The organism is Blautia massiliensis (ex Durand et al. 2017), from assembly GCF_051861785.1.
In the GTDB taxonomy this organism is placed as follows: domain Bacteria; phylum Bacillota; class Clostridia; order Lachnospirales; family Lachnospiraceae; genus Blautia_A; species Blautia_A luti_A.
In genome coordinates, this window is sequence record NZ_CP146725.1 from 3,618,866 (window position 1) to 3,643,346 (window position 24,481).

Here is a 24,481-nt window from a genome sequence, read left to right on the forward strand (position 1 = left end):
TAGGGGTGTCGTAAAAAAAAGAATTGTGTTATAATGCATTTGACGAAAAAAAGAAATATCTGTTACGAAAGATTAACAAGATATTAATTTTTGGAGAAATATTGGTTCGAGCGCATGTTACATGCGTTCGATATTTTATATAACTGAATTTTTTGACAAAAGGCAAATATGAATCTTAGATTTTGAATATAGAGGTGCAGATTATTATGAAAAAGAACACAAAGATTACATTTAGCAGAAGCTTTTCAATACTGGCAGCAGCGGCATTGTCCATGACACTGATCGGAGGACAGACCTTTCCGGCATATGCGGAGAACTCTTCAGGTATAGAATCCGGTGCTGTGATCCCGGATAATATAACTATTGACAGCCCTACAGCTCTTGCTAACATTGCGCTCCCATCTAATGCGTATGGAACTCTTTCCTGGGCAGATAGTTCTTATGTTCCGGACAAACGTGTGCAATCTTGTGGGGTAGTGTTTAAACCTGCTGCAGGTGCTGACCTTTCAGGCCTTCCGGGGTGGGACAGTAATTCAGGAACACTTACAGGTTCCGTGACAGTTGTGGTCAGCAGCATTGACAGTACAGAGGAAAATTCCGAAAGTGAGGAAAGTTCCGATTCTTCTGATTCAGATTCAGGAAAATCCTATGGAACCGATGATAAAGAGGAAAATGGAACCGACGTCAATGAGAGTGATGCAGATACTTCTGTAAAAGAAACAGAGGACAGCACTGCAGAGAATGAAGGGAAGAACGAAGGTCTGCAGGCTGACAGTGTTCAGGAGAATGAAAATAAAGAAGATCCGGAGACAACAGGAAAAACGGAGCAGTCTTCTTCAGATTCTTCAGATACAACAGATGCCAGTGAAGAGGAAAACAGGGGTCCGGAGATAACAGAAGCTCCGGAGGTAACAGCTGCACCATCTGAGGATAATAAAACTCAGGATGGGGAAGAGGCAGAAGCTACGGAAACTCCTGCTGTAACGATAACTCCGGCGGCAGAAGATGGTATGGATCCTGATGCAGCATCTGAGAACAGAGACGATGAAAATCATGAAAAAAATAATGATGCTGAAATTACCGCGATCCCGGAAATCACGGAGACTCCTGATGCTGAAGAAAACAAGAATAATATTTTTGACAGGAAAGATGATACAGAGGATAAACGCCCTCAGAATGCAGCTACTGATCTGACAGAAACAGAAAAAGAGGAAATTGCGTCTCAAAATCATACCTGTGATGGAATAACTGTATCAGGAATCGATCTTCCGTGGTATGTACAGTTTCGTGTTTCTGGTGGTGAGGACTATCAGTTTACCAATGAAGAAGATGCAACAATCTTTAAATCCTATGAGTTTGAACTCTGGGATACACAGAATAATACAGAGTATAAAATTCCGGATGGGGAGTATATCAGTGTGACTGTACCTGTAAAGGCCGGCTATACATATTCGATTGAACACCTTCTTGATAATGGCGCAATGGAGACCATCATTCCAAGCATGGATGGTGACACAATGACTTTCAGTACACATTCATTCAGCCCATTTGGCATCGCTGGAAGTAAATCTCTGGTAGGGCCAGATGCTGAAAGCAATACAGGTGCAACGGTTACACCTGCAGCTGATGCTTCATCTTCGGATACTGCATCTTCAGGTACTGCAGATTCTGCAGAAACAGACAGTACAGACACCAATACGGCAGAGACATCTCAGAATCTGACTTCAGATAGCACAGATCAGGAACAGTCTTCTTCTCAGAACAGTGATACGGCGGAGAATGAGGCTGAAGAACAGTCTTCTGCAACAACATCCAAGAAACAGGTAAATACCGGAGATAATACTCAGATCCTTCCGTTTGTGATCTTGTTTGTGGCAGCGGCAGTTGTATCTGGTGTAGCAGTGTTTTTTAAGAAAAGAAAGAAGTAATGAATAAGAATAAGAAAAAAAGCTCTCCCATATAATGACTGTGGGAGGGCTTTTTTATGAAGGGAAAAGCAATATTACGATCATTGCTGCTAGCCTATGGAGTGACAGGACTTTTTCTTCTGATACTGGCGTTTCTGCTCTTTCAGTTTGAGTTTGGAGGAGGGACGGCGGCGGTGGGGATCATTATTATTTATGTAGTATCCTGCCTGGTCGGAGGTTTTATGGCGGGAAAGATCATACGGAAAGATCGATATATATGGGGGATCGTTACCGGGCTTTCCTATTATGTTCTGCTGCTTCTGGTATCTTTTCTGGCACAGGGGAAATGGGATATGACCTTTGCCCATGCGTTGACTACTTTTTTCATGTGTCTTGGTGGCGGAGCCATTGGTGGGATGCTGTCGTAAAAGCTTACAAAAAAATGCTTTGAAAATCGATGATTTTATGCTATACTAGGCGAAGAATAGAATACATAAAGGAGGATATATCATGGAACATATCAAGACATTAAATACAAAGAACCTTCAGAACACGGTTAAGAAGGGTGGATGTGGCGAATGTCAGACATCCTGTCAGTCTGCTTGCAAGACTTCCTGTACAGTAGGAAACCAGAGCTGCGAGCATAAATAAGAAGCAGCCGTTGAATGAGTAGAAAGCAGCGGGAGATCCGCTGCTTCACTTGTTTTATCTGAAAGTAACAGGTATCCAGCAAAACGCGCCGGAGGGCGCGTTTTGTCGGGTTATAAAAGAATTTTAGAAAGGATTGCGGGAAGATGAGTCTGATTCACCGTTATCAAAGTAATGGATATAATATTGTGCTGGATATCAACAGCGGCTGTATCCACCTAGTAGATGAAGTAACCTATGAGGTGCTGCCGTATCTTGAAGAAGGCATGGAAGCGGCTGCCATTGCTGAGAAGCTTGGCGACCGTTTTAAGAAAGAGGATGTGGAAACCTCTGTAACTGAATGCAAGAAGCTTCAGGAACAGGGAATGCTTTTTACAAAAGATATTTATGAGAATATCATTGATGAATTTACCAAAAACCGCCAGACCGTTGTAAAGGCTCTTTGCCTTCATATTGCTCATGACTGTAATCTGGCATGTAGATATTGTTTTGCAGAAGAAGGAGAGTATCACGGAAGACGTGCGCTGATGTCTTTTGAGGTAGGAAAAAAAGCGTTGGATTTCCTGATCGCTAATTCCGGCTCCAGAAAGAATCTGGAAGTGGATTTCTTTGGCGGCGAGCCTCTTATGAACTGGCAGGTTGTAAAGGATCTTGTGAAATACGGAAGAGAACAGGAGAAACTTCATAACAAAAAATTCCGCTTCACACTGACAACCAACGGCGTTCTTTTAAATGATGAGGTGATGGAATTCTGCAATAAGGAAATGGGAAATGTTGTCTTAAGCGTGGACGGTAGAAAAGAAGTTCATGACTACATGCGCCCGTTCCGTAAGGGTGCAGGAAGCTATGATCTGATCATGCCGAAATTTGAGAAATTTGCGGAATCCAGAAATCAGGACAAGTATTATGTAAGAGGAACCTTTACTCATCATAATCTTGATTTCTCTCAGGATGTTCTGCATCTGGCAGATCTTGGCTTCAAGCAGATTTCTGTTGAGCCGGTCGTGGCAGCAGATACAGAAGAGTATGCGATCCGTGAGGAGGATATCCCACAGATCCTGGAACAGTATGATATTCTTGCAAAAGAAATGATCAAAAGAGAAAAAGAGGGAAAAGGATTCAACTTCTTCCACTTCATGATAGACCTTACCGGTGGTCCGTGTGTATACAAACGACTTTCCGGATGCGGCTCAGGAACCGAGTACCTGGCTGTTACTCCGTGGGGAGATTTTTATCCATGTCACCAGTTTGTGGGTGAGGAACAGTACCTTATGGGTAATGTAGACGAGGGAATCACAAAGCCTGAAATCGTAAAAGACTTTGGAAGATGTAACGTCTATACGAAACCGGACTGTAAAGACTGTTTTGCCAGATTCTACTGCAGCGGCGGCTGTGCGGCAAATGGTTACCATTTCGGCGGAGATATCCGGGGGAATTATAAGATCGGATGCGAACTCCAGAGGAAGCGTGTGGAGTGCGCTATCATGATAAAAGCCGCTTTGGCGGAATAAGAGAGGAAAAAGAAAATGAAGAAAAGTAGAGGAATTGCAGTGCTGCTTCTGACAGCAATTGTCACAGTATTCTTCTGCTATGTGGCTGCGGTAGGCATTGGTCCTACAGGAACAGGTTCGGCTAAGAATATCAACACCGGACTTGATCTTGCCGGCGGTGTCAGCATCACATACCAGGCTAAGGACAGCAATCCGAGCAAGGAAGACATGTCCGATACTGTTTACAAGATGCAGCAGCGTGTTTCTCAGTACAGTACTGAGGCACAGGCATATCAGGAAGGTTCCAACCGTATCACCATTGAGATTCCAGGAGTATCAGATGCAAATGCGATCCTGGAAGAACTTGGAAAGCCAGGTTCTCTGTATTTTATCGATCAGACAGATGCAGACGGAAACCAGAATTTTACAAAAGGAAACAGTGAGAGTGGATATGTTCTTGCAAGAAGTATTGAGGATATCCAGAAAGCCGGATCTGTTGTACTGGAAGGTACAGACGTTGCAGACGCTGAGGGAGGTGCTTATCAGGATTCATCCACAAGCTCCCAGAAATATGCAGTCAGTCTGACTCTTACAAAGAATGGAAAAACCAAATTTGCGGAAGCTACCAAGGCAAATGTTGGAAAGCAGATCGCAATCGTATATGACGATCAGGTTTTAAGCGCTCCGAATGTAAATGAGGAGATTTCCGGCGGAAAAGCTCAGATCACCGGAATGGCAAGTACAGAAGAGGCACAGAATCTTGCTTCTTACATAAGAATCGGTTCCTTAAGTCTTGAGCTTACCGAGCTTCGTTCCAGCGTAGTTGCTGCACAGCTTGGTGAAGAAGCCATCGCAACAAGTGTAAAAGCCGGAGCGGTCGGTCTTGTGATCGTTATGCTGATCATGATCATCGCATACCGTATCCCAGGTCTGGTTGCATCTGTTGCACTGGTTCTTTATACAACCTTAATGCTGATCACGCTGAATGCCTTTGATATCACCCTTACGCTTCCGGGTATTGCAGGTATCATCCTGGGCATTGGTATGGCAGTGGATGCCAATGTTATCATCTACGCCAGAATCCGTGAGGAGATCGCGGCAGGTCTTTCTGTCCATGCAGCGATCAAAAGTGGATTCGGCAAAGCGTTTTCCGCTATTTTTGATGGAAACATCACAACACTGATCGCGGCTTGTGTGCTGATGTGGCTTGGCTCCGGTTCTGTTAAGGGGTTTGCCTACACGCTGGCAATGGGTATCGTGATCTCCATGTTTACAGCACTGGTTATATCCAGGCTTGTTATTAATGCGGTATACGCAATTGGTGTTCGTGACCCGAAATTCTATGGCATTGCCAAGGAACGTAAGGCTGTGGATTTCGTTGGAAAGAGGAAAATCTTCTTTGCTGTTTCCATTATCCTGATCCTTTGCGGACCTGTAGGAATGCTGGTTCACAGTAATGTGATCGGTGACAAAGCCATGAATTACAGTCTGGAGTTTTCCGGCGGTACTTCTACCAATGTAACCTTCAATAAAGAGATGGATATCAAGGAGATCGATTCCGAGGTAACACCGGTTGTTGAGGCAGTGACAGGTGATAAGAATGTACAGCCGACCAAGGTGCAGGGAACCAATCAGGTAGTGATCAAAACACGTTCTCTGGATCTTAAGGAACGAGAAGCACTGAATAAGGCATTGGAGGAAAATTTTGATGTAGATACAAGTCTGATCACATCGGAGAATATTTCCGCTACTGTCAGCAATGAGATGAGAAGAGACGCTATCGTAGCGGTTATCGTAGCTGCGATCTTCATGCTTCTTTACATCTGGTTCCGTTTCAAGGATATCCGCTTTGCAAGCAGTGCAGTACTTGCACTTCTTCATGATGTCCTGGTCGTACTTGCGTTTTATGTTATTTCCAGAATATCTGTGGGAAATACATTTATTGCGTGTATGCTGACGATCGTAGGTTATTCCATCAATGCTACTATTGTCATCTTCGACCGTATCCGTGAGAATATGAGAGGCAGAAAGAAAGTTGAGGATGAGGAACTGAAAGAGATCGTAAATACCAGTGTCACAGAAACTCTGACACGAAGCATTTACACATCCCTGACAACATTTGTAATGGTTGCAATCCTTTATGTAATGGGTGTTTCCTCAATTAAAGAATTTGCAGCACCGCTGATGGTAGGTATCATCGGTGGAGCATATTCTTCTGTATGCATCACTGGTACTCTGTGGTACACTATGAAAACATTCAGAAAAAATCGTGTTGCAGCACCGGCCGCTGCAGCAGCTTCCGCAAAGATTTCTTCCGAGAAATCTGAGAAAAAGGTAAAACAGCCATCCGGACAGCAGACAGCTCAGCAGCAGCCGAAGAAGAAAAACCGTAAAAGAGTTGCCGAGCGCCTTGCAGCGCAGGAGGCAGCAAAGCAGCAGAATGATGAGGAGAAATCTGAATAAAATTGCTGAATAACAGAAACGTTCCGTACCGGGAAAGAATATTTCCTGGCGGAACGTTTTTTTTGTGTGGCATAAAAAACTTGCAGCCATGCAGGAGTATGAGTTACAATACGGTTATTGCGTTGCTTTGAAGAAAGAAAGCGGCAAAGCATCAAGGAGGAAACAACATGGAACGATGGGTTGTTGCTGCAAAACGGGCGGATTTTGCGGCAATTGGAAAAGAGTTCGGAATTGATCCGGTGATCGCCAGACTGATCCGAAACCGGGATGTACAGGACAGGGATGAAATTCGCAGATATCTTTATGGAAAGGTGGACGAACTGGCTTCTCCGCATTTGATGAAAGATGTGGATAAGGCAGTGGAGATCCTGCGGAATAAAATAAAGGAAAAAAAACGCATTCGTATTATAGGCGATTATGACATTGATGGGGTAGTATCGACCTTCATTCTGATTAAAGGACTGAAGCGTGCAGGAGCTCTGGCAGATACATATATTCCGGACCGTGTGGCAGATGGATATGGAATCCATGAGCACCTGATCGAAAGAGCAGTGAATGATGGGATTGACATAATTGTTACCTGTGATAATGGAATTGCGGCGTACAATGAAATCACTATGGCCAAAGAGAAGGGAATGACGGTGATAATAACCGATCATCATGAAATTCCCTATAAAGAAACGGAAGATGGAAGAGAACTGATCCTTCCGCCGGCTGATGCCATTGTAAATCCAAAACAGCCGGACTGTAATTATCCCGAGAAAAGATTGTGCGGAGCAGTTGTTGCGTTGAAGCTGGTGACAGCTCTCTATGAGGCATGTGGGATTCCGGAAAAAGAGCTGGAAGATTTTCTGGAATTAGGAGCCATTGCCACGGTGGGAGACGTGATGGATCTTCAGGGTGAAAACCGCATCCTTGTAAAGGAAGGCCTGAAACGACTTTCCCACACTTCTAACAAAGGTCTCCGTGAACTGATCCGTGCCAATGGCCTGGAGGATGGGCCGATCACTGCCTATCATGTAGGGTTTGTGCTGGGACCATGTATCAATGCCAGTGGAAGACTGGATACCGCTGCACGTTCTCTGAAACTGCTCTGTGCGGAGACGGAAGATGAAGCAGCAAAACTTGCCGGTGATCTGACTGCGTTGAATCAAAGCAGAAAAGCTCTCACAGAAGAGGGAAAGGAAGCAGCGATCCGTATTGTGGAAGAGACAGAAATCGGACAGGACAGGGTTCTTGTGATCTATTTACCGGACTGTCATGAAAGCCTGGCCGGAATTATTGCGGGACGTATCCGGGAAAAGTACAATAAACCGGTCTTTGTCCTGACGAAAGGTGAAACAATGGTGAAAGGCAGCGGACGTTCCATAGAAAGCTATTCCATGTTTGAGGAACTGGTAAAATGCGGAGATCTGATGGAACAGTATGGCGGTCATCCTATGGCGGCAGGATTATCCATTAAAGAAGAAAATGTGGAAGAGTTCCGCAGACGGTTAAACGAAAACTGTACTCTGACAGAAAAGGATCTGGCTCCAAAGATCCTGATCGATGTGCCAATGCCGGTTTCCTATATAAATAAGGAACTTGTGGAAGAGATATCCCTGCTGGAGCCTTTTGGAAAGGGAAATACCAAACCGATTTTTGCACAGAAGGGACTTCGGGTTTTAAGCAGCCGTATTCTTGGCAAAAATAGGAATGTGGCAAAGCTTCAGCTGTCAGACAGTACCGGCTGTGTAGTGGAAGCAGTATATTTTGGAGAAGCAGATGAATTTGTTGATAGAATAAAAAACTGTGGAAGTGTTGCGGTCACATATTATCCTGAGATCAACCGTTATCAGGGAAGAGAGACCTTACAGATCGTAATCCGAAATTATATTACAGAATAACAGGAGAAGGTATCACTAAAATGCAGATCCTGATAGCGAGGAATTGACTGTAAAACAGGAAAGAAGGCTCTGTACTGGGCAATATGCAGTCCAGGGCCTGTCGTAATTCCGCGAGTTCTGTCGGGTTGCACATTGATTCCCTACAGAAAAAGTGCTATACTATCTAACATCTGATTGACAAATTAAACCATTGGAGGTTATTATGAAAAAAATAGAAGAATATGTAAGAAGTATCCCGGACTTTCCAGAGCCAGGGATTATTTTCCGTGACGTTACCAGCGTCCTTCAGGATGCGGATGGATTACAGCTTGCCATTGATTCTATGCAGGATTGTCTGGAGGGTGAGGAGTTCGATGTGATCACCGGTCTTGAATCCAGAGGTTTTATCTTTGGTATGCCGATCGCATATAATCTTCACAAACCCTTTGTTCTGGTCCGCAAAGCAGGAAAACTTCCATGTGAGACCGTTTCCAGAACCTATGAGCTGGAGTATGGAAGTGCAACTATCGAAATGCATAAGGATTCCATCAAGCCGGGACAGAAGGTTGTTATTGTGGATGACCTGATCGCTACGGGCGGAAGCGTGGAAGCAGCCATCAAGCTTGTGGAGGAGCTTGGCGGCGAGGTTGTCAAGGTGGTTTTCCTTATGGAGCTTGCAGGTCTGAAGGGGCGTGAGCGTCTCAAAGGTTATAATGTGGCATCTGTGATCTGTTACGACGGAAAATGATTTTTTGTCGATGGAAGGGGATGTGAACTGTTGTAGTCATACGGCAGTATGAAATTGTGCACAGGCAGGTGGGATTTAATGGCAGAGACAAAAAATACGGAAAAACAAAACATTGAGATACAGAAGGAAGAAGAAAAAAGAGAGTCTGTCCGGAAGGCAGATGCGGCGGTGAAATCCATGCATGATTTTACAAGCCCTGAGGTTCTTTATCAGGAGCTGATAAAAAGTGTGAAGAAATATCATCCGTCTACAGATATTTCCATGATTGAAAAGGCCTATAAAGTGGCCAGTGAGGCACATAAGGATCAGAAACGTAAATCCGGTGAACCTTATATCATTCATCCTCTCTGTGTTGCGATCATCCTTGCGGATCTTGAGCTGGATAAGGAGACCATAGTGGCAGGTCTTCTTCATGATGCGGTAGAAGATACCTGGATGACGTATGAAGAAGTAGAAAAGGAATTTGGTTCTGAAGTAGCGCTTCTGGTAGATGGTGTTACCAAACTGGGACAGCTGTCTTATTCCAAGGACAAGGTAGAGGTTCAGGCTGAGAATTTAAGAAAGATGTTCCTTGCAATGGCTAAGGATATCCGCGTTATCCTGATCAAGCTTGCGGACCGTCTTCATAATATGCGTACCCTGCAGTATATGAGACCAGAGAAACAGCAGGAGAAAGCAAGAGAAACCATGGATATCTATGCTCCCATCGCGATGCGGCTTGGTATTTCCAAGATCAAGGTGGAACTGGATGATCTTTCTCTTAAGTATCTGAAGCCGGATGTTTACTATGATCTGGTAGAAAAGGTTGCTCTTCGCAAAAGCGCCCGTGAGGAATTTGTTAATTCTATCGTGAAACAGGTAAAGCAGCATATGGAGGATGCCAATATCAGGGCGCAGGTGGATGGCCGTGTGAAGCATTTCTTCAGCATCTATAAGAAGATGGTCAATCAGGATAAAACCATTGATCAGATTTATGACCTGTTTGCTGTACGCATCATTGTAGATACTGTGAAGGACTGTTATGCAGCTCTTGGTGTTATCCATGAGATGTATAAGCCGATCCCCGGCAGATTTAAAGATTATATCGCAATGCCGAAGGCCAATATGTATCAGTCTCTGCATACAACACTGATCGGCCCTAACGGACAGCCTTTCGAAATCCAGATCCGTACATTTGAAATGCATAAAACCGCAGAATACGGTATTGCGGCTCATTGGAAATATAAGGAAACTTCCGATGGTAAGAAACCTGGAAAGAGTGAGGAAGAGAAGCTGAACTGGCTGCGCCAGATTCTGGAGTGGCAGCGCGACATGTCCGATAACCGGGAGTTCATGAGCCTTCTGAAAAATGATCTGGATCTTTTTGCGGACAGTGTTTACTGTTTCACTCCCCAGGGAGATGTAAAAACGCTTCCCAATGGTTCTACACCTATTGATTTTGCATACAGCGTGCACAGTGCAGTAGGAAACAAGATGGTAGGTGCCAGGGTCAATGGCAAACTTGTTCCTATTGAATATAAGATCAAAAACGGTGATCGTATTGAGATCATAACATCCCAGAATTCTCAGGGTCCCAGCCGTGACTGGCTGAAGATCGTAAAGAGCACACAGGCTAAGAATAAGATTAACCAGTGGTTTAAGAAAGAACTGAAGGAAGATAACATCCTGAAGGGTAAGGACATGCTGAATCAGTATGCCAAGACCAAGGGCTTTAAACCAGGTATATATACCAAGCCACAGTATATGGAATCGGTAATGCATAAATATGGTTTCCGAGACTGGGATTCTGTATTGGCAGCGATCGGACATGGCGGCCTGAAAGAAGGTCAGGTGTTTAACAAGCTGGTAGAAGCCTATGAGAGGGAGCATAAGAAGAATCTTACAGATGAACAGGTCCTGGAGGCAGCTTCCGAATCACAGGAGAAGCTTCACATTGCCAAGAGTAAGAGTGGCATTGTGGTAAAAGGCATTCATGATGTGGCAGTTCGTTTTTCCAAATGCTGCAGTCCGATCCCGGGAGATGAGATCGTAGGCTTTGTAACAAGAGGAAGAGGGATCACCATTCATCGTACAGACTGTGTGAATGTGCTCAACATGCCTGAGATTGACCGGAAACGTCTCATTGAAGCAGAGTGGCAGATGCCGGACAGAGCGGATTCCGAGAAATACGAAGCGGAGATCCAGGTTTATGCAAATAACCGTACCGGACTTCTGGTGGATATTTCCAAGATCTTTACAGAGAGGAAGATCGATCTTCGTTCCATTAACAGCCGTACCAACAAGCAGGAACGCGCCACGATTTCCATGTCCTTTAATGTATGCAGCAAACAGGAACTGAATTCTCTGATCGAAAAGATCCGTCAGGTTGAAAGTGTTCTTGATGTAGAGCGAACAACGGGCTGACCCGATAAACGGAGGAATTTTTATGAGTAAACTTGAAATGCAGCAGTGTGTGCTGGGCCAGGTGTTTACCAACTGCTATTTTCTGAAAAATAAAGAGACCGGAGAACTGCTGATCGTAGACCCGGGAGACTATGCAGAAAAAGTTTTTCAGAAAGTATCTCTTATGCAGGGAAAACCGGTGGGGATCCTTCTGACACATGGTCATTTTGATCACATCATGGCTGTAAAGGAAGTGAAGGAAAAATATCAGATCCCGGTTTATGCATGCATGCAGGAAGAAGTGATGCTGGCAGAGCCCACGATAAATATGACTGCTGTTTATGGAAGTGCCTGTTCAATTAAGCCGGATGTTCTTCTGGATGACGGGCAGATTTTCGAAGCGGCCGGATTTTCCATCCAGATGTTCCACACACCGGGACATACCAAAGGTAGCTGCTGCTATTATATCAAAGACGAAGGTGTGCTTTTCAGCGGAGATACATTGTTTTGCGGCTCTGTGGGAAGAACCGATTTTCCTGGAGGAAGTTCAGCTGAGATCGTAAGAAGCCTTCACAAGCTTGTGGATACTTTGCCGGAGGATACAGAAGTATTTCCGGGGCATGGCGCATCCACAACCATTGGTTATGAAAAGAGGTATAATCCATTTGTATAAGATTGGCATTTTGTTTCAGAACAGAGATTTTGAGCATGATGTGTATGAACTGATCAAAGCGTTTTATCCCGGAAATGAGATCGTTTCTCTTTATGAAGAGGATGATGCGGATTATGATATCCGCTTCCGGGTCTCACGTGATGAAGAAGGTTATACCATCAGTTACAACAACGGAATAGAGAAAAAAACAGCTCATGGGGCTGGGATAGAAGGGCAATCCAGTGGAGAAGCTTCGGATGCCCTTATTTCTTGCAATGATGCCCATGATATCCGCAGAAAAAATAAAGACGCGATCAAATACGCCCTGTATCAGATGCTTTCCAAAGCTACAGGAAAGATACTTCCCTGGGGAAATCTTACAGGCATCCGTCCTGTGAAAATGGCTATGGGAATGCTGGAGTCCGGAATGAAAAATACGGAGATCGCCAGATATATGAGAAATCAGTATCTGGTAAGTCCGGAGAAAACAGCTCTTGCAGTTACCATCGCAAATCGTGAGCGGGATATCCTGAAAAACATTGATTATGAAAACGGTTACAGCCTTTATGTTGGCATTCCTTTCTGTCCGAGTATCTGTCTATACTGTTCATTCAGTTCCTATCCGCTGGAGAGATGGCGTAAATATGTGGAGGCGTATCTGGATGCGCTGGTAAAGGAAATCCGGGCTGTTTCCGGGATGATGAAAAACCGGAAGCTGGATACGGTCTATATCGGTGGGGGAACACCTACCACACTGGAGCCGGATCAGCTTCGGAGACTTCTTGGCGCGATCACGGAATATTTTCCCTGTGAGGAGCTGGAAGAATTTACAGTTGAGGCAGGAAGACCGGACAGTATAACCTTGGAAAAGCTTCAGGCGATCCGGGAGTTTCCGGTTACCAGGATTTCCGTAAATCCACAGACCATGAATCAGGAAACCCTGGATATCATTGGCAGACGTCATACAGTAGAACAGACAAAGAATGCGTTTCATCTGGCAAGAAAAGCCGGATTCGACAATATCAATATGGATCTGATCGTGGGTCTTCCCGGCGAAGATATCACAAAAGTGCAGCATACACTGGATGAGGTAAAAGCTCTCGGGCCGGACAGCCTGACCGTGCATTCTCTTGCTGTGAAGCGTGCGGCAAGACTGAATATTTTCCGTGATAAATACCAGGAGATGACCTTTGAAAACAATCAGGAGATCATGGATCTGACTATGAAAACGGCCTACGAGATGGGAATGGGTCCTTATTATCTGTACAGACAGAAGAATATGAAGGGGAATTTTGAGAACGTCGGGTATTCTGAGGTTGACAAAGCAGGGATTTACAATATACTGATTATGGAGGAAAAGCAGCCGATCATCGCACTGGGTGCAGGTGGTTCCTCCAAGCTTGTGTTTGATCACGGACAGCGCATTGAGCGTGTGGAGAATGTGAAGGATGTTGTCAATTATATCACACGTATCGATGAAATGATCGAGAGAAAACGAGAGGGCATTGCAAAATGGCTGTAAACGGAAAGGAGAGACGGATCCTTGAAAAGCGTACAGAAGATAAGTGAAACTACGCAGGACCGGATTCTGGAAATGGATCTTTCCGCAGAGCTGAAACATGGGGTTGTTGTCAGTAACCTTGCCTATGATGTGGCAAAGGAGCTTGGTCTTGGTGAGAAAGAATGTTATCAGCTGGCTATTGCCGGAATGCTCCATGATATAGGCAAGCTGAAACTGGAAGGATACATTAATGGCCAAGAGCAGAATCCGATGGTCATTGAAGAATTGAAGTATGTCCGCATGCACTCCACATTAGGTTATGAGATCCTGAAAGACCAGGGATATTCCGATTATGTTCTGGAAAGTATTCTTTATCATCATGAGAATTTTGACGGCAGCGGTTATCCCAGCAACAGAAGCGGAAAGGATATCCCTATGGGTGCAAGGATCCTGAGAGTATGTGATGTATATGCGGCTTTGAGTATGGACAGACCATATCGGAAAGCTCTGGAAAATGATGAAGTTTTAAGACTGATGATCGATGAGATTAAAAACTTTGACATGCAGGTGTTTCTTGCATTTCAGAGGGTGATTCATAAAGGAGGAAACTATGGCATTAAAAAAGAAACCGGTTACAGGAATGAAGGACATTTTACCGAAGGAAATGGCAATCCGTAACTATGTGATGAATATGATCAGAGAGACGTACGGAACCTTTGGTTTTTCCGCAATTGAAACTCCCTGTGTAGAACATATTGAGAATCTCTGCAGCAAGCAGGGCGGTGAAAATGAAAAGCTGATCTTCAAGATCATGAAGAGAGGCGAGAAACTGAAACTGGATACTGCAAAAACAGAGAATGATCTGACAGATTCCGGACTTCGCTATGACCTGACCGTACCGCTTTCCAGATATTATTCCAATAATGCAAACGAGCTTCCGGCTCCGTTTAAGGCACTTCAGATGGGAAATGTATGGAGAGCTGACCGTCCGCAGAGAGGTCGTTTCCGTCAGTTTATGCAGTGTGATATCGATATCCTGGGTGAGCCGACCTATCTTGCTGAGATCGAGCTTGTACTTGCAACTACAACACTTCTTGGAAAACTGGATTTCCAGAACTTTACGATCCGTATCAATGACAGAAGGATCCTGAAGGCAATGGCTCAGTACAGCGGATTCCCGGCAGAGAGCTTTGATACTGTCTTTATTATTCTTGACAAGATGGATAAGATCGGCATCGAGGGAGTTGCAGAGGAGCTTGAGAAAGAGGGCTTTGAGAAAGAGAGCATTGACACTTATCTTGGACTTTTCCGTGAGATCACCAACGATGTTGAGGGTGTCCGTTATATTAAAGAAAAACTTTCTGATGTTCTGGAAGCAGGTATTGCAGAGGATCTTGAAACGATCATCAACACTGTAGAATCTGTAAAAACAGCAGACTTCAAAATGTCCTTTGACCCTACACTGGTACGTGGAATGTCCTATTACACAGGTCCGATCTTTGAGATTTCCATGGATGAGTTCGGCGGAAGCGTCGGTGGAGGCGGACGTTACGATGAGATGATCGGTAAATTTACAGGAAATAATACCTGTGCTTGTGGTTTCTCCATTGGATTTGAGAGAATCGTTATGCTGCTTCTTGAGAGAGGCTATGAGATTCCAACCAAGAATGGCAAGAAAGCATATCTGATCGAGAAGAACATGCCGGCAGACAAGCTTCTGAACATCCTGAAACAGGCAACTGAGGAAAGAAGTGCAGGTACGCAGATCAATATCTCTATCATGAAAAAGAACAAAAAATTCCAGAAAGACCAGCTGGCAGCAGAGGGTTATACAGAGTATGTAGAATTTTTCAACAGAGACTGAAACTGCCCGTCTGAAAACGGAGATAGCAGAGTAAATTAAAATGACTATGAAAAAAATAGTCAGAGGAGGATAAAGAGATGGCTGAAAGCATGCAGGGACTGCACAGAACCTGCCGATGTGCAGAAGTGACCACAGAGATGGTCGGAAAAGAAGTAACATTAATGGGATGGGTGGCAAAAGCCAGAAATAAAGGAGGTCTTGTATTTGTGGATCTTCGTGACCGTTCCGGGATCATGCAGCTGATTTTTGAGAATGGCAGCATTGACGAGGAAGGCTTTACAAAAGCAGGTAAACTGCGTAGTGAGTTTGTTATTGCTGTAACCGGTACCGTAGAGAAACGTGGAGGAGCAGTAAACGAGAATCTTGCAACTGGCGAGATCGAGCTTCGTGTAAAATCCCTCCGTGTTCTTGCTGAGGCAGATGTTCCTCCATTCCCGATCGAGGAGAATAGCAAGACAAAAGATGAGATCCGACTTAAATATCGTTATCTTGATTTAAGAAGACCGGATCTTCAGAGAAATATCATGATGAAGAGCAAGGTTGCCCAGCTTACAAGACAGTTCTTTACAGAAGAGGGATTTCTTGAGATTGAGACACCGATGCTTGGAAAGAGTACTCCTGAGGGAGCCAGAGACTATCTGGTACCATCACGTGTTCATCCGGGAAGCTTCTATGGCCTTCCACAGTCTCCGCAGCTGTACAAGCAGCTTCTGATGTGCTCCGGATTTGATCGTTATATCCAGATCGCAAGATGCTTCCGTGATGAGGATCTTCGTGCTGACCGTCAGCCGGAATTCACACAGATCGATATGGAGCTTTCCTTTGTTGATGTAGACGATGTTATCGATGTTAACGAGAGATATCTTGCATTCCTGTTCAAAGAAGTTCTGGATATCGATGTAAAACTCCCGATCCAGAGAATTACCTGGCAGGAAGCTATGGATCGTTTTGGTTCCGACAAGCCGGATATGCGTTTCGGTATGGAACTTCATGATGTCAGTGATATCGTAAAAGACTGCGGATTTGGTGTGTTCACAGGTGCGCTTGAGAACGGCGGAAGTGTTCGTGGTATCAATGCAGAAGGTCAGGGCGCAATGCCGAGAAAGAAGATCGATAAGCTTGTTGAGTTCGTAAAAGGTTATGGTGCAAAAGGTCTTGCATACATTGCCATTGCAGAGGACGGAACCAGAAAGTCTTCTTTCGCCAAGTTTATGACAGATGAAGAGATGGATGCTCTTGTAAAAGCTATGGACGGCAAGGCGGGAGATCTTCTTCTTTTTGCAGCAGATAGGACAAAATTGGTATACGATGTACTGGGAGCACTCCGTCTTGAGCTTGCAAAACAGATGGATCTTTTAGATAAAAATGAGTATCGTTTCGTATGGGTAACAGAGTTCCCGCTTCTTGAGTGGAGCGAGGAGGAGAACCGTTTTACAGCAATGCACCATCCGTTCACCATGCTTATGGAGGAGGATCTTCCGCTTCTTGACACAGATCCGGGAAAGGTTCGTGCAAAAGCATACGACATCGTTCTTAACGGAAATGAGATCGGCGGCGGCAGCGTGCGTATCCATCAGGATGATATTCAGGAAAGAATGTTTGAGGCACTTGGCTTCACAAAAGAAGCTGCACATGAGCAGTTCGGATTCCTTCTGGATGCCTTCAAATATGGAGTTCCGCCACACGCAGGACTTGCATATGGCCTTGACAGACTTGTTATGCTTATGGCAAAGGCAGATACGATCCGTGATGTTATTGCATTCCCGAAGGTTAAGGATGCCTCCTGTCTGATGACTCAGTCTCCTAGCCAGGTAAGTGAGGCACAGCTTCATGAGCTGGGACTTGACCTTGAGCCGCAGAAAGAAGAGGAAGAATAAAAGATCATGCAGCCGACAATCTATACATTTCTGATCGTTTGTCCACTTGTATTTCTTGCCGGATTTGTAGATGCTGTAGCAGGCGGGGGAGGACTGATCTCCCTGCCTGCTTATCTTTTGGCCGGAGTTCCTGTACATAATGCTGTTGCCACCAACAAGCTGTCATCAGCAACAGGAACATTGATCTCAACTGTCCGTCTGTGCAAAAATAAATTTGTGGACTGGATCCTGGTGCTTCCATGTATTCCTATGGCGCTTCTGGGATCTTCCATAGGAGCTCACCTTGCTCTTATAGCCAGTGATAAGCTCCTGCGTTATATGCTGATCCCGGTTCTTCCGGTGGTTGCTTTTTATGTGCTGCGCAAGAAAAATATGGATGAGAAGGGTGGCGAGATCGCCAGAAAAAGACAGCTCCTGCTTTGTGCCGTATGCTCTCTTGCTGTAGGATGCTATGATGGCTTTTATGGACCAGGAACAGGAACTTTTCTCCTGCTTTTGTTTACAGGATTGGGAAAAATGAGTGTGGCAAAAGCTTCCGGTACCATGAAGGTTACTAACCTCTCTTCTAATGTAGCAGCTCTTGTTGTATTTCTGCTCAGCGGAAAGATTGTGATCATGCTTGGAATTGCAGCGTCAGTGTTCTCGATCGCAGGACATTATACCGGTGCAGGTATGGTTATGAAAAACGGAAGCCGGATCATACGGCCTATTATTCTTATAGTCCTTGCATTGCTTTTTATAAAGATCATATCCGGAATATAAAAAACCCGTGAAGATCACGCTTTCCTGTCAGAGAAAGCAGATATTCACGGGTTTTCTAGCTTTTATTCTTTATTCGTTATCTTCGGTAGAATCTTCAGGAACCGGTGAAGCGGTAAGAGTTCCGAAGATGGCATTGCCCAGTTCGGTACCTGCATTCTCAAGCTTCCAGGATGCACCATCGTTTGTGAGATGGAAGGTAGCAGTGGCAGTTATGGTTGCCTGATTATTTCTGATACTCTCCAGCAGCAGTTCATGTGATTTGTTGTAACGCTTCTGGGAACCGTCGATCACTGCATCAGCAGAAGCCAGATAAGTATTCAATTCTTTTTCGTACTGTGTAAGAATGGAATTACTGTCAAATGTGGTAAGCTCTGCGTCCACCTCAGCAAGATATCCGGAAACAGAGGTGCTTGATATTTTGTAGTTAAAACAGGAGTGAAACTGTTCCATAAGGGCAGAGGCAATGGCGTTTTTTGCCGGATCTGAAGTGTTCAGAATGGAATCCAGCCCTAAATAATTAGCCATCTGCTTTACATCCATTTCCTGAAGCGTTTTCAGATAGACGGTAAGCGTTTCGGCAGGCGGCACAAGATCAGGATCGGACAGATAGGTGATAAGGCCACCGACCAGATCATTTTCGAGAGAGGAATTGTGCGTAATCTCCCAGTCAGGTTCTGAAGAAGATCCAAGATTGTTTAGTTGGATGGAAGTATTGCGTTCTGCAGAACTGTACGTGTTATTCTTGAGAAGCTTGTACAGGAGCAGATAACGCTGCTCCAGGGAATTTCCGTTATCATTTTCTTTACCGGAGGCGGTTTCCAGTATTTCTTCCTGAAGGCTTGCAGAAACAAAATCACTGGCAAGAGCCTCAGCATCCAGAGTAGTAAGCTTAAGCTGCGCAGAAGCATTTTTTTCGTCGCTATCAACGGATATACCCAGGATTTTGTAATCGAAATTCTGAAAGAAGAGAGAAAATACTTCTTTTATGTCAGCAGAAAGCTTGGTGCTGTCATCAGAATCCGGAAACAGTTCCTGATAGGATATGTACTGCATGGTTGTTTCAGAGTCCAGATTTTTAAGAAGATCCAGATCTTTTTTGATCACTTTCTCCGCATGAGCTTTGGCCGACTGGGAGCAGCTACATAAAAAAACTGAGAGAAGAATGATCATCAAGAAAGCCAGCAGATGTTTCACTGTCTTCATATTGTTCTTTCCTTTCAAAAAAAGTTATATTATAACATTTTAGCAGATAAAGCACTGAAAGTCAAAATATCGCAAAAATGGAGAAAGCTTCTTTCTGTTGACCGGAATACTGGCACACCTGTCAGAAGCCTTGCTGATGACGGAACCTATCTGGCAACAACAGATATCCAGCTGTCCCTTGCGCATTCCATGGGGCCTGATCAGAATATGAGGGCTGAAAACACGGTGGATGCAGTGTCCACTCTTCTGAAGGGACAGAAGATCGATGGCTATGCAATGATCAACATGAGTGCAATCCAGGTAGTGAATGATATGGTCGGAGGTGTGACTGTTACCATCGAGGGTGATTTTTCGGAGAGAGATAAAAGAAAACTACAACTTACAATGGAAAAACCCAGCATCCGATATTAACTGTAAAAGCCGGTAAAAAAACAGTTTATATCAACGGTATCGGCCGTTATGCAGGTTTCTATAAAACTGTAGCATATACGATCAACCCTGCTGTTCAGAAAAATGTAAAAGTTTCCAGGAGCAGTGTTGCAGTTAAAAGAGGAAAAGCTACAACCATCAAGCTTACAAAGGCAAAATCTGCAAAAGCAACATGGACTTCCAGCAACTCCAAAGCTGTAAAAGTAAGTAAAACAGGTAAGATCACAGTAGCAAAAAATGCTAAAAAAGGCAAATATACTGTAAAAGTTACTGTTAAGCTGGCTAATCACAAGACTGTAACAAGGACAGTTAAAGTAACAGTTAAATAATCATTATTACATAAAAAAATCTCCTGGCCACGAAGGGGATTTTTTTTATGAAAAATCTGTGAAATCTGCATCGTTTTCTTCAGGGACTTTTCTTTTTAGAGTGAATCTGCTATGATGTTTGAAGCAACAGATAGTTTCAGTACGATGCTGAGAAAAGGGGACAGATATGAAAAAACGTATTTTGATCGCACTTGGGGTCCTTGTACTTGCAGCCGGTATCGGAGCCGGTGGATGGTATTATTATACACATCATGCAGGGCCCGCAGGAGGCAGCGATATTGTATATGTAACAAAGATAAGCAAGCTTTCGGAAATGGATTCCGGAGTGGAAAACCGATATGCAGGTGTTGTGGAACCGCAGGAAACGGTTCAGGTAAAGATCGAAAGCGGCCGAAAGGTAAAAGAAGTTCAGGTAAAGACCGGTCAGGAAGTCAAGAAAGGGCAGCTTCTTTTTCAGTATGATCTTGGAAGTATCCAGCAAAGTCTTCAGGAAGCACAGCTGGCCTTGGACCGCCTGAAAAACGAACAGTTAAGTATATCTGATCAGATCACCACACTGGAAGCTGAGAAAAAGAAAGCTACAGCAGATAATCAGCTTTCCTATACAATAGAGATCGAAACACAGAAAATGAATCTCAAGAAGAATGAATATGATCAGAAAAGCAAACAGGCAGAGATCGATAAGCTTTCCCAGGCAACGCAGAATACCGAGGTGCGCAGTGAAATCGATGGAGTGATCCAGAAGATCGATACCTCCAAGATGGGCGGTGATGATTCCAATGGCGTGGAGGATACGCTGACAGAAGGCACGACGGATTCCACAGATTCCAGTTCCGGAAACAGCTCCGACAATGCATTTATCACGATCCTGAGTACAGGTGCTTATCGTGTAAAGGGAACGGTAAATGAAATAAACCGCGATTCGATCATAGAGGGAACTCCTGTGATCATTCGTTCCAGAGTGGATTCTTCAAAAACCTGGAAGGGCACCATGGGCTCTGTTGACATGGATAATTCTACCAGCAACAGCAGTTCGGATATGGCAATGTCCGGAATGTCCAGTGCCAGTGATGATCAGACATCATCCAGTACCTATCCGTTTTATGTGAATCTGGATTCATCTGAGGGTCTGATGCTGGGGCAGCATGTGTATATTGAACCGGACGAAGGACAGGATGAGAAGAAGTCCGGTATCTGGCTGAACGATTATTTTATCGTGGATGCGGATACAGACAGCCCATATGTCTGGATCGCAAACGGTCAGAACAAGCTGGAGAAGAGAAATGTCATATTAGGACAGTATGATGAAGATCTTGGGGAATATGAGATCGCAGACGGACTTTCTGAAAAAGATAAGATCGCATTTCCGACAGATGAGCTGAAAGAAGGTATGCCTGTCACAGAAGGTACTGCAGATCAGACTACAGCGGCTATGTGGGATGATTCTGAGGATGATGGAGGTTCTGATGATTCTGCGTACACGGAAAGTGATGGCTCAGAGCCTGAAATGATCGAAGATGGAGCGATCGACAGTGACATGATGGATGCGACAGACGATATTTCTTCGGGAGATGACCTTGTTCCGATGGAAGGAGCGCCGACAGAATGATTTTGGATTTAAAAGGAATATATAAGGATTATCAACAGGGGAAAATGACGGTACCTGTATTGAAAGAGGTAGATTTTTCCATGGAGGAGGGAGAATATGTGGCGATCATGGGACCTTCCGGTTCCGGAAAGACTACACTGATGAATATTATCGGATGCCTGGACAAACCTACCAAGGGAACTTTTCTCCTGAATGGAGAAGATATTGCCAAATGTACAGAGAATGAGATGTCAGATATCCGTCTGAAAACGATCGGATTTGTATTTCAGAGCTTTCATCTCCTTCCAAGGCAGAGTGCGCTGACAAATGTGGAACTGCCGCTGAATTATGCAAGGGTTCCCAAAAAGGAGCGCCGGGAACGTGCACGAAAAGCTCTGGAGCGTGTAGGCCTTGCCGACAGGGTGGATTTTAAGCCCAACCAGCTTTCCGGAGGACAGATGCAGAGAGTGGCTATTGCAAGAGCGATCGTAAACAATCCCAAGCTTTTGCTGGCAGATGAGCCTACCGGGGCACTGGATACGAAATCGGGAGCACAGGTTATGGAACTGTTTCAGAAGCTGAACGATGAGGGAGTTTCTGTGCTGATGATCACACATGACCCGGAGATCGCGGCACATGCCAAACGGGTTGTTATGATCCGTGACGGTGAGCTGCAGGAAAAGAGGTGATAGAATGAAAGTGGTGAAGAGAGTGATCGTTGGTGTAATGGTTGCGGCATTGGCAGCCGGAGGAATCTACACAGGGCTTATGCATGTGAAAGAATCCAAGGTAACAGAGGTGCCGGTAACCAGCGTCAGTAATCTTCAGACGGACTGGTATTCGGAGACAACACTGGATGGAACCATCACCACGAATGTTTCTCAGAATGTAAATATGGATAAAGATATGATCATCGAGAAAATATATGTATCCCAGGGTGATGATGTAAAAAAAGGAGATAAACTGATCTCCTTTGATATGACACTTGTAGAGATGGAATTGAATATTGCAAAGCTGAAACAGCAGAAGCAGGAGCAGGATCTGACCAAAGCACAGAACCGTCTGACAAGTCTTCAGAATGGAGGTCCCATCGGAGACAGTACAGACAGTACTGATGATACGGACCTGAATCTTACAGGTGGTGATAAAGGAAATGACGGAGAAATGACAAATACCGATACACCTTCCGGAAGTGACGGAGACGATGATATGCAGTCAACTACCGGTTCCGCGGCTACTGCAGATGGCAGCTATCTTGCAGCGGCTTCCTCCAGACCATTACTTCTCAGTGCCTTTACAGATACAGAAGGAGATCTTGAAGATTCTGCAGAGAAAGTTACCGAAGAAATGCCGTCCGGAGAAACGACGGAGCAGATGACCGGAGATGACACAGCGGATATGGAAGAGGATACAACTGCATCCGATGAGGATCTGATCATGGATCCGACCTACCAGGATCCTACTGCCAATGATATTACAGACGGAGAGACTACGGACTGGGGTTCCGGAGAAGATGACACTCCAACGGTATCTCCGACACCGACTCCCACACTGGGACCCAATGAGCTTCCTGATCCCAATATAACAGAACCGGAAATTCCGGGGATCACAGATGGTGAACCGGAATTTTATCAGAAGCTGGATTATACTTCTCAGCCGTTTACAGGAACCGGTACGAAAGAAGATCCCTATGTTTTTCTTGTAAGCAGTGCCAAAGGCAAAGTTACGGTGATGGGATCCTTCTTTAACAGAATGGCGGGATACAGTGAGGATGGAACCAAAGTGGTCCAGAAAGGCGGCAGCTGGTTCCAGCTGGAGTTTCATGAGAATGATACTATTGCTGATTTTCAGGACAGAACACTTTCCTGTACAGGATATTATCTGATCGATGGAAGTCTTCTTGAAAATCCGGTATATATGTATGCGGAAACAGAATTTACACTGGACGAGGCTTCCAAATATGACAAAAATGATGATGAGATACCGGATGACAGCGGTGATGGAGATGACGGTACTGATGGCACAACCATGTCAAGAGAGGATGCGATCAAGATCCAGAAAAACAAGATCGCAAGTCTGAAACTGGATATTGAGGAAAATAATCTGAAAATCACCAAGCTGGAGAACAAAATAAAAAACAAGCTGATAACAAGCAAACTGGATGGAACGGTTGCTTACATCGGAGATGAAGTCACAGGTTCTTATAGTGGAGATGCTTTTCTGAAAGTAAAAAGCAAAGATGGTTTTTATGTTACCGGGACGGTCAGCGAACTGATGCTGGATCAGATGAAGGAGGGAACCCTTCTTCAGTGTACCAGTTATAATTCCGGCAGCTTTGAGGCGAAGGTACTGAATGTATCCGATTACCCGGTGGATTCTTCAAATGCTAATTATTATGGTGGAGATTCTAATCCCAATGTATCGTATTACACCTTTAATGCAGAGATCACAGATCGTTCGCTGCAGTTTACCGACCAGGATTATGTGACGGTATCTCTGAAGTCAAATAAACTTGCAAAAGGCAGTCTGGTTGTGATGAAGGCATTTATCCGTACGGAAAATGGAACCAGCTATGTATACAAAGATGTGAAGGGAACACTGAAAAAGCAGCAGATCACAGTGGGAAGCATTGTGAACAGCGGATATTATGCAGTTGTAACTTCAGGTCTGAAATCCGATGATCTTCTTGCTTTCCCATATGGTGATGCCGTGAAGGAGGGAGCCAAAACAAAAGAAGTGACGTTGGATGATATGTACAATGAATAAATAACAG

20 protein-coding genes are annotated in these 24,481 nt (G+C 44.5%); 19 read left to right on the plus strand and 1 reads right to left on the minus strand.

From position 1 onward, the window contains the following. Nucleotides 1-206 precede the first annotated feature (206 nt). The 14 genes from V9W66_RS17060 to V9W66_RS17125 all read left to right on the plus strand — a co-directional run bounded on the left by V9W66_RS17060 (nt 207) and on the right by V9W66_RS17125 (nt 18,159). Entirely contained in the window at nt 207-1,928 is a 1,722-nt protein-coding gene (locus tag V9W66_RS17060) for a hypothetical protein (protein WP_144095767.1), read from the plus strand. A 56-nt stretch (nt 1,929-1,984) separates the two neighbouring features. After that, the gene (locus tag V9W66_RS17065; protein ID WP_021650373.1) at nt 1,985-2,335 is read left to right on the plus strand and encodes a TIGR04086 family membrane protein; all 351 of its coding nucleotides are present in this window, start codon (nt 1,985-1,987) and stop codon (nt 2,333-2,335) included. Between the two features lie 82 nt (nt 2,336-2,417). Further along, a complete protein-coding gene (gene scfA, locus V9W66_RS17070; RefSeq protein WP_015524633.1) occupies nt 2,418-2,558 on the plus strand; it encodes a six-cysteine ranthipeptide SCIFF in 141 nt (46 codons plus the stop codon). Between the two features lie 143 nt (nt 2,559-2,701). Then, a complete protein-coding gene (gene scfB, locus V9W66_RS17075; RefSeq protein WP_129975275.1) occupies nt 2,702-4,066 on the plus strand; it encodes a thioether cross-link-forming SCIFF peptide maturase in 1,365 nt (454 codons plus the stop codon). Between the two features lie 15 nt (nt 4,067-4,081). Next, complete coding sequence (gene secD, locus V9W66_RS17080; RefSeq protein WP_144095765.1) at nt 4,082-6,508, plus strand: protein translocase subunit SecD; 2,427 nt, start codon at nt 4,082-4,084, stop codon at nt 6,506-6,508. A 167-nt stretch (nt 6,509-6,675) separates the two neighbouring features. Beyond that, a complete protein-coding gene (gene recJ / locus V9W66_RS17085) occupies nt 6,676-8,394 on the plus strand; it encodes a single-stranded-DNA-specific exonuclease RecJ (protein WP_144100387.1) in 1,719 nt (572 codons plus the stop codon). A gap of 202 nt (nt 8,395-8,596) precedes the next feature. After that, nucleotides 8,597-9,121, plus strand: coding sequence for an adenine phosphoribosyltransferase (locus tag V9W66_RS17090; RefSeq protein WP_021650378.1), 525 nt, complete (start codon nt 8,597-8,599; stop codon nt 9,119-9,121). A gap of 78 nt (nt 9,122-9,199) precedes the next feature. Further along, nucleotides 9,200-11,524: a RelA/SpoT family protein gene (locus tag V9W66_RS17095; protein WP_015524639.1), complete on the plus strand. Its 2,325-nt coding sequence runs from the start codon at nt 9,200-9,202 to the stop codon at nt 11,522-11,524. A gap of 22 nt (nt 11,525-11,546) precedes the next feature. Then, nucleotides 11,547-12,176 (plus strand): MBL fold metallo-hydrolase, encoded by a 630-nt coding sequence (locus V9W66_RS17100; RefSeq protein WP_144095762.1) that lies wholly within the window; start codon nt 11,547-11,549, stop codon nt 12,174-12,176. After that, nucleotides 12,148-13,677, plus strand: a complete 1,530-nt coding sequence (hemZ, locus tag V9W66_RS17105; RefSeq protein WP_144095761.1) for a coproporphyrinogen dehydrogenase HemZ — start codon at nt 12,148-12,150, stop codon at nt 13,675-13,677. Before V9W66_RS17100 ends, hemZ begins: the two co-directional genes overlap by 29 nt. 21 nt (nt 13,678-13,698) lie before the next feature. Beyond that, nucleotides 13,699-14,334: an HD-GYP domain-containing protein gene (locus V9W66_RS17110; protein WP_021650382.1), complete on the plus strand. Its 636-nt coding sequence runs from the start codon at nt 13,699-13,701 to the stop codon at nt 14,332-14,334. After that, complete coding sequence (gene hisS, locus V9W66_RS17115) at nt 14,267-15,520, plus strand: histidine--tRNA ligase (protein WP_144095760.1); 1,254 nt, start codon at nt 14,267-14,269, stop codon at nt 15,518-15,520. Before V9W66_RS17110 ends, hisS begins: the two co-directional genes overlap by 68 nt. A gap of 77 nt (nt 15,521-15,597) precedes the next feature. After that, nucleotides 15,598-17,397, plus strand: coding sequence for an aspartate--tRNA ligase (aspS, locus tag V9W66_RS17120; RefSeq protein ID WP_144095759.1), 1,800 nt, complete (start codon nt 15,598-15,600; stop codon nt 17,395-17,397). Between the two features lie 6 nt (nt 17,398-17,403). Continuing rightward, the gene (locus tag V9W66_RS17125; RefSeq protein ID WP_186290120.1) at nt 17,404-18,159 is read left to right on the plus strand and encodes a TSUP family transporter; all 756 of its coding nucleotides are present in this window, start codon (nt 17,404-17,406) and stop codon (nt 18,157-18,159) included. Between the two features lie 69 nt (nt 18,160-18,228). On the opposite strand, the gene V9W66_RS17130 is transcribed toward V9W66_RS17125, so the two are convergent. After that, a complete protein-coding gene (locus V9W66_RS17130) occupies nt 18,229-19,362 on the minus strand; it encodes a hypothetical protein (RefSeq protein WP_144095758.1) in 1,134 nt (377 codons plus the stop codon). Between V9W66_RS17130 and V9W66_RS17135 the strand changes: the two genes are divergently transcribed. The 5 genes from V9W66_RS17135 (at nt 19,345) to V9W66_RS17155 (ending at nt 24,474) form a co-directional block, all read left to right on the plus strand. Then, nucleotides 19,345-19,773: an LCP family glycopolymer transferase gene (locus V9W66_RS17135; protein WP_144095757.1), complete on the plus strand. Its 429-nt coding sequence runs from the start codon at nt 19,345-19,347 to the stop codon at nt 19,771-19,773. The genes V9W66_RS17130 and V9W66_RS17135 overlap by 18 nt on opposite strands. An 80-nt stretch (nt 19,774-19,853) precedes the next feature. Next, a complete protein-coding gene (locus V9W66_RS17140) occupies nt 19,854-20,120 on the plus strand; it encodes an Ig-like domain-containing protein (RefSeq protein WP_279231858.1) in 267 nt (88 codons plus the stop codon). Nucleotides 20,121-20,286: 166 nt separating this feature from the next. Then, nucleotides 20,287-21,729 (plus strand): efflux RND transporter periplasmic adaptor subunit, encoded by a 1,443-nt coding sequence (locus V9W66_RS17145; protein ID WP_144095756.1) that lies wholly within the window; start codon nt 20,287-20,289, stop codon nt 21,727-21,729. Continuing rightward, nucleotides 21,726-22,397 carry an ABC transporter ATP-binding protein gene (locus V9W66_RS17150; RefSeq protein ID WP_114002605.1) on the plus strand — a complete coding sequence of 224 codons (672 nt, stop codon included), beginning with the start codon at nt 21,726-21,728 and terminating at the stop codon, nt 22,395-22,397. Before V9W66_RS17145 ends, V9W66_RS17150 begins: the two co-directional genes overlap by 4 nt. Before the next feature lie 4 nt (nt 22,398-22,401). Then, the gene (locus tag V9W66_RS17155; protein ID WP_144095755.1) at nt 22,402-24,474 is read left to right on the plus strand and encodes a hypothetical protein; all 2,073 of its coding nucleotides are present in this window, start codon (nt 22,402-22,404) and stop codon (nt 24,472-24,474) included. The last annotated feature ends 7 nt before the right edge of the window (nt 24,475-24,481 follow it).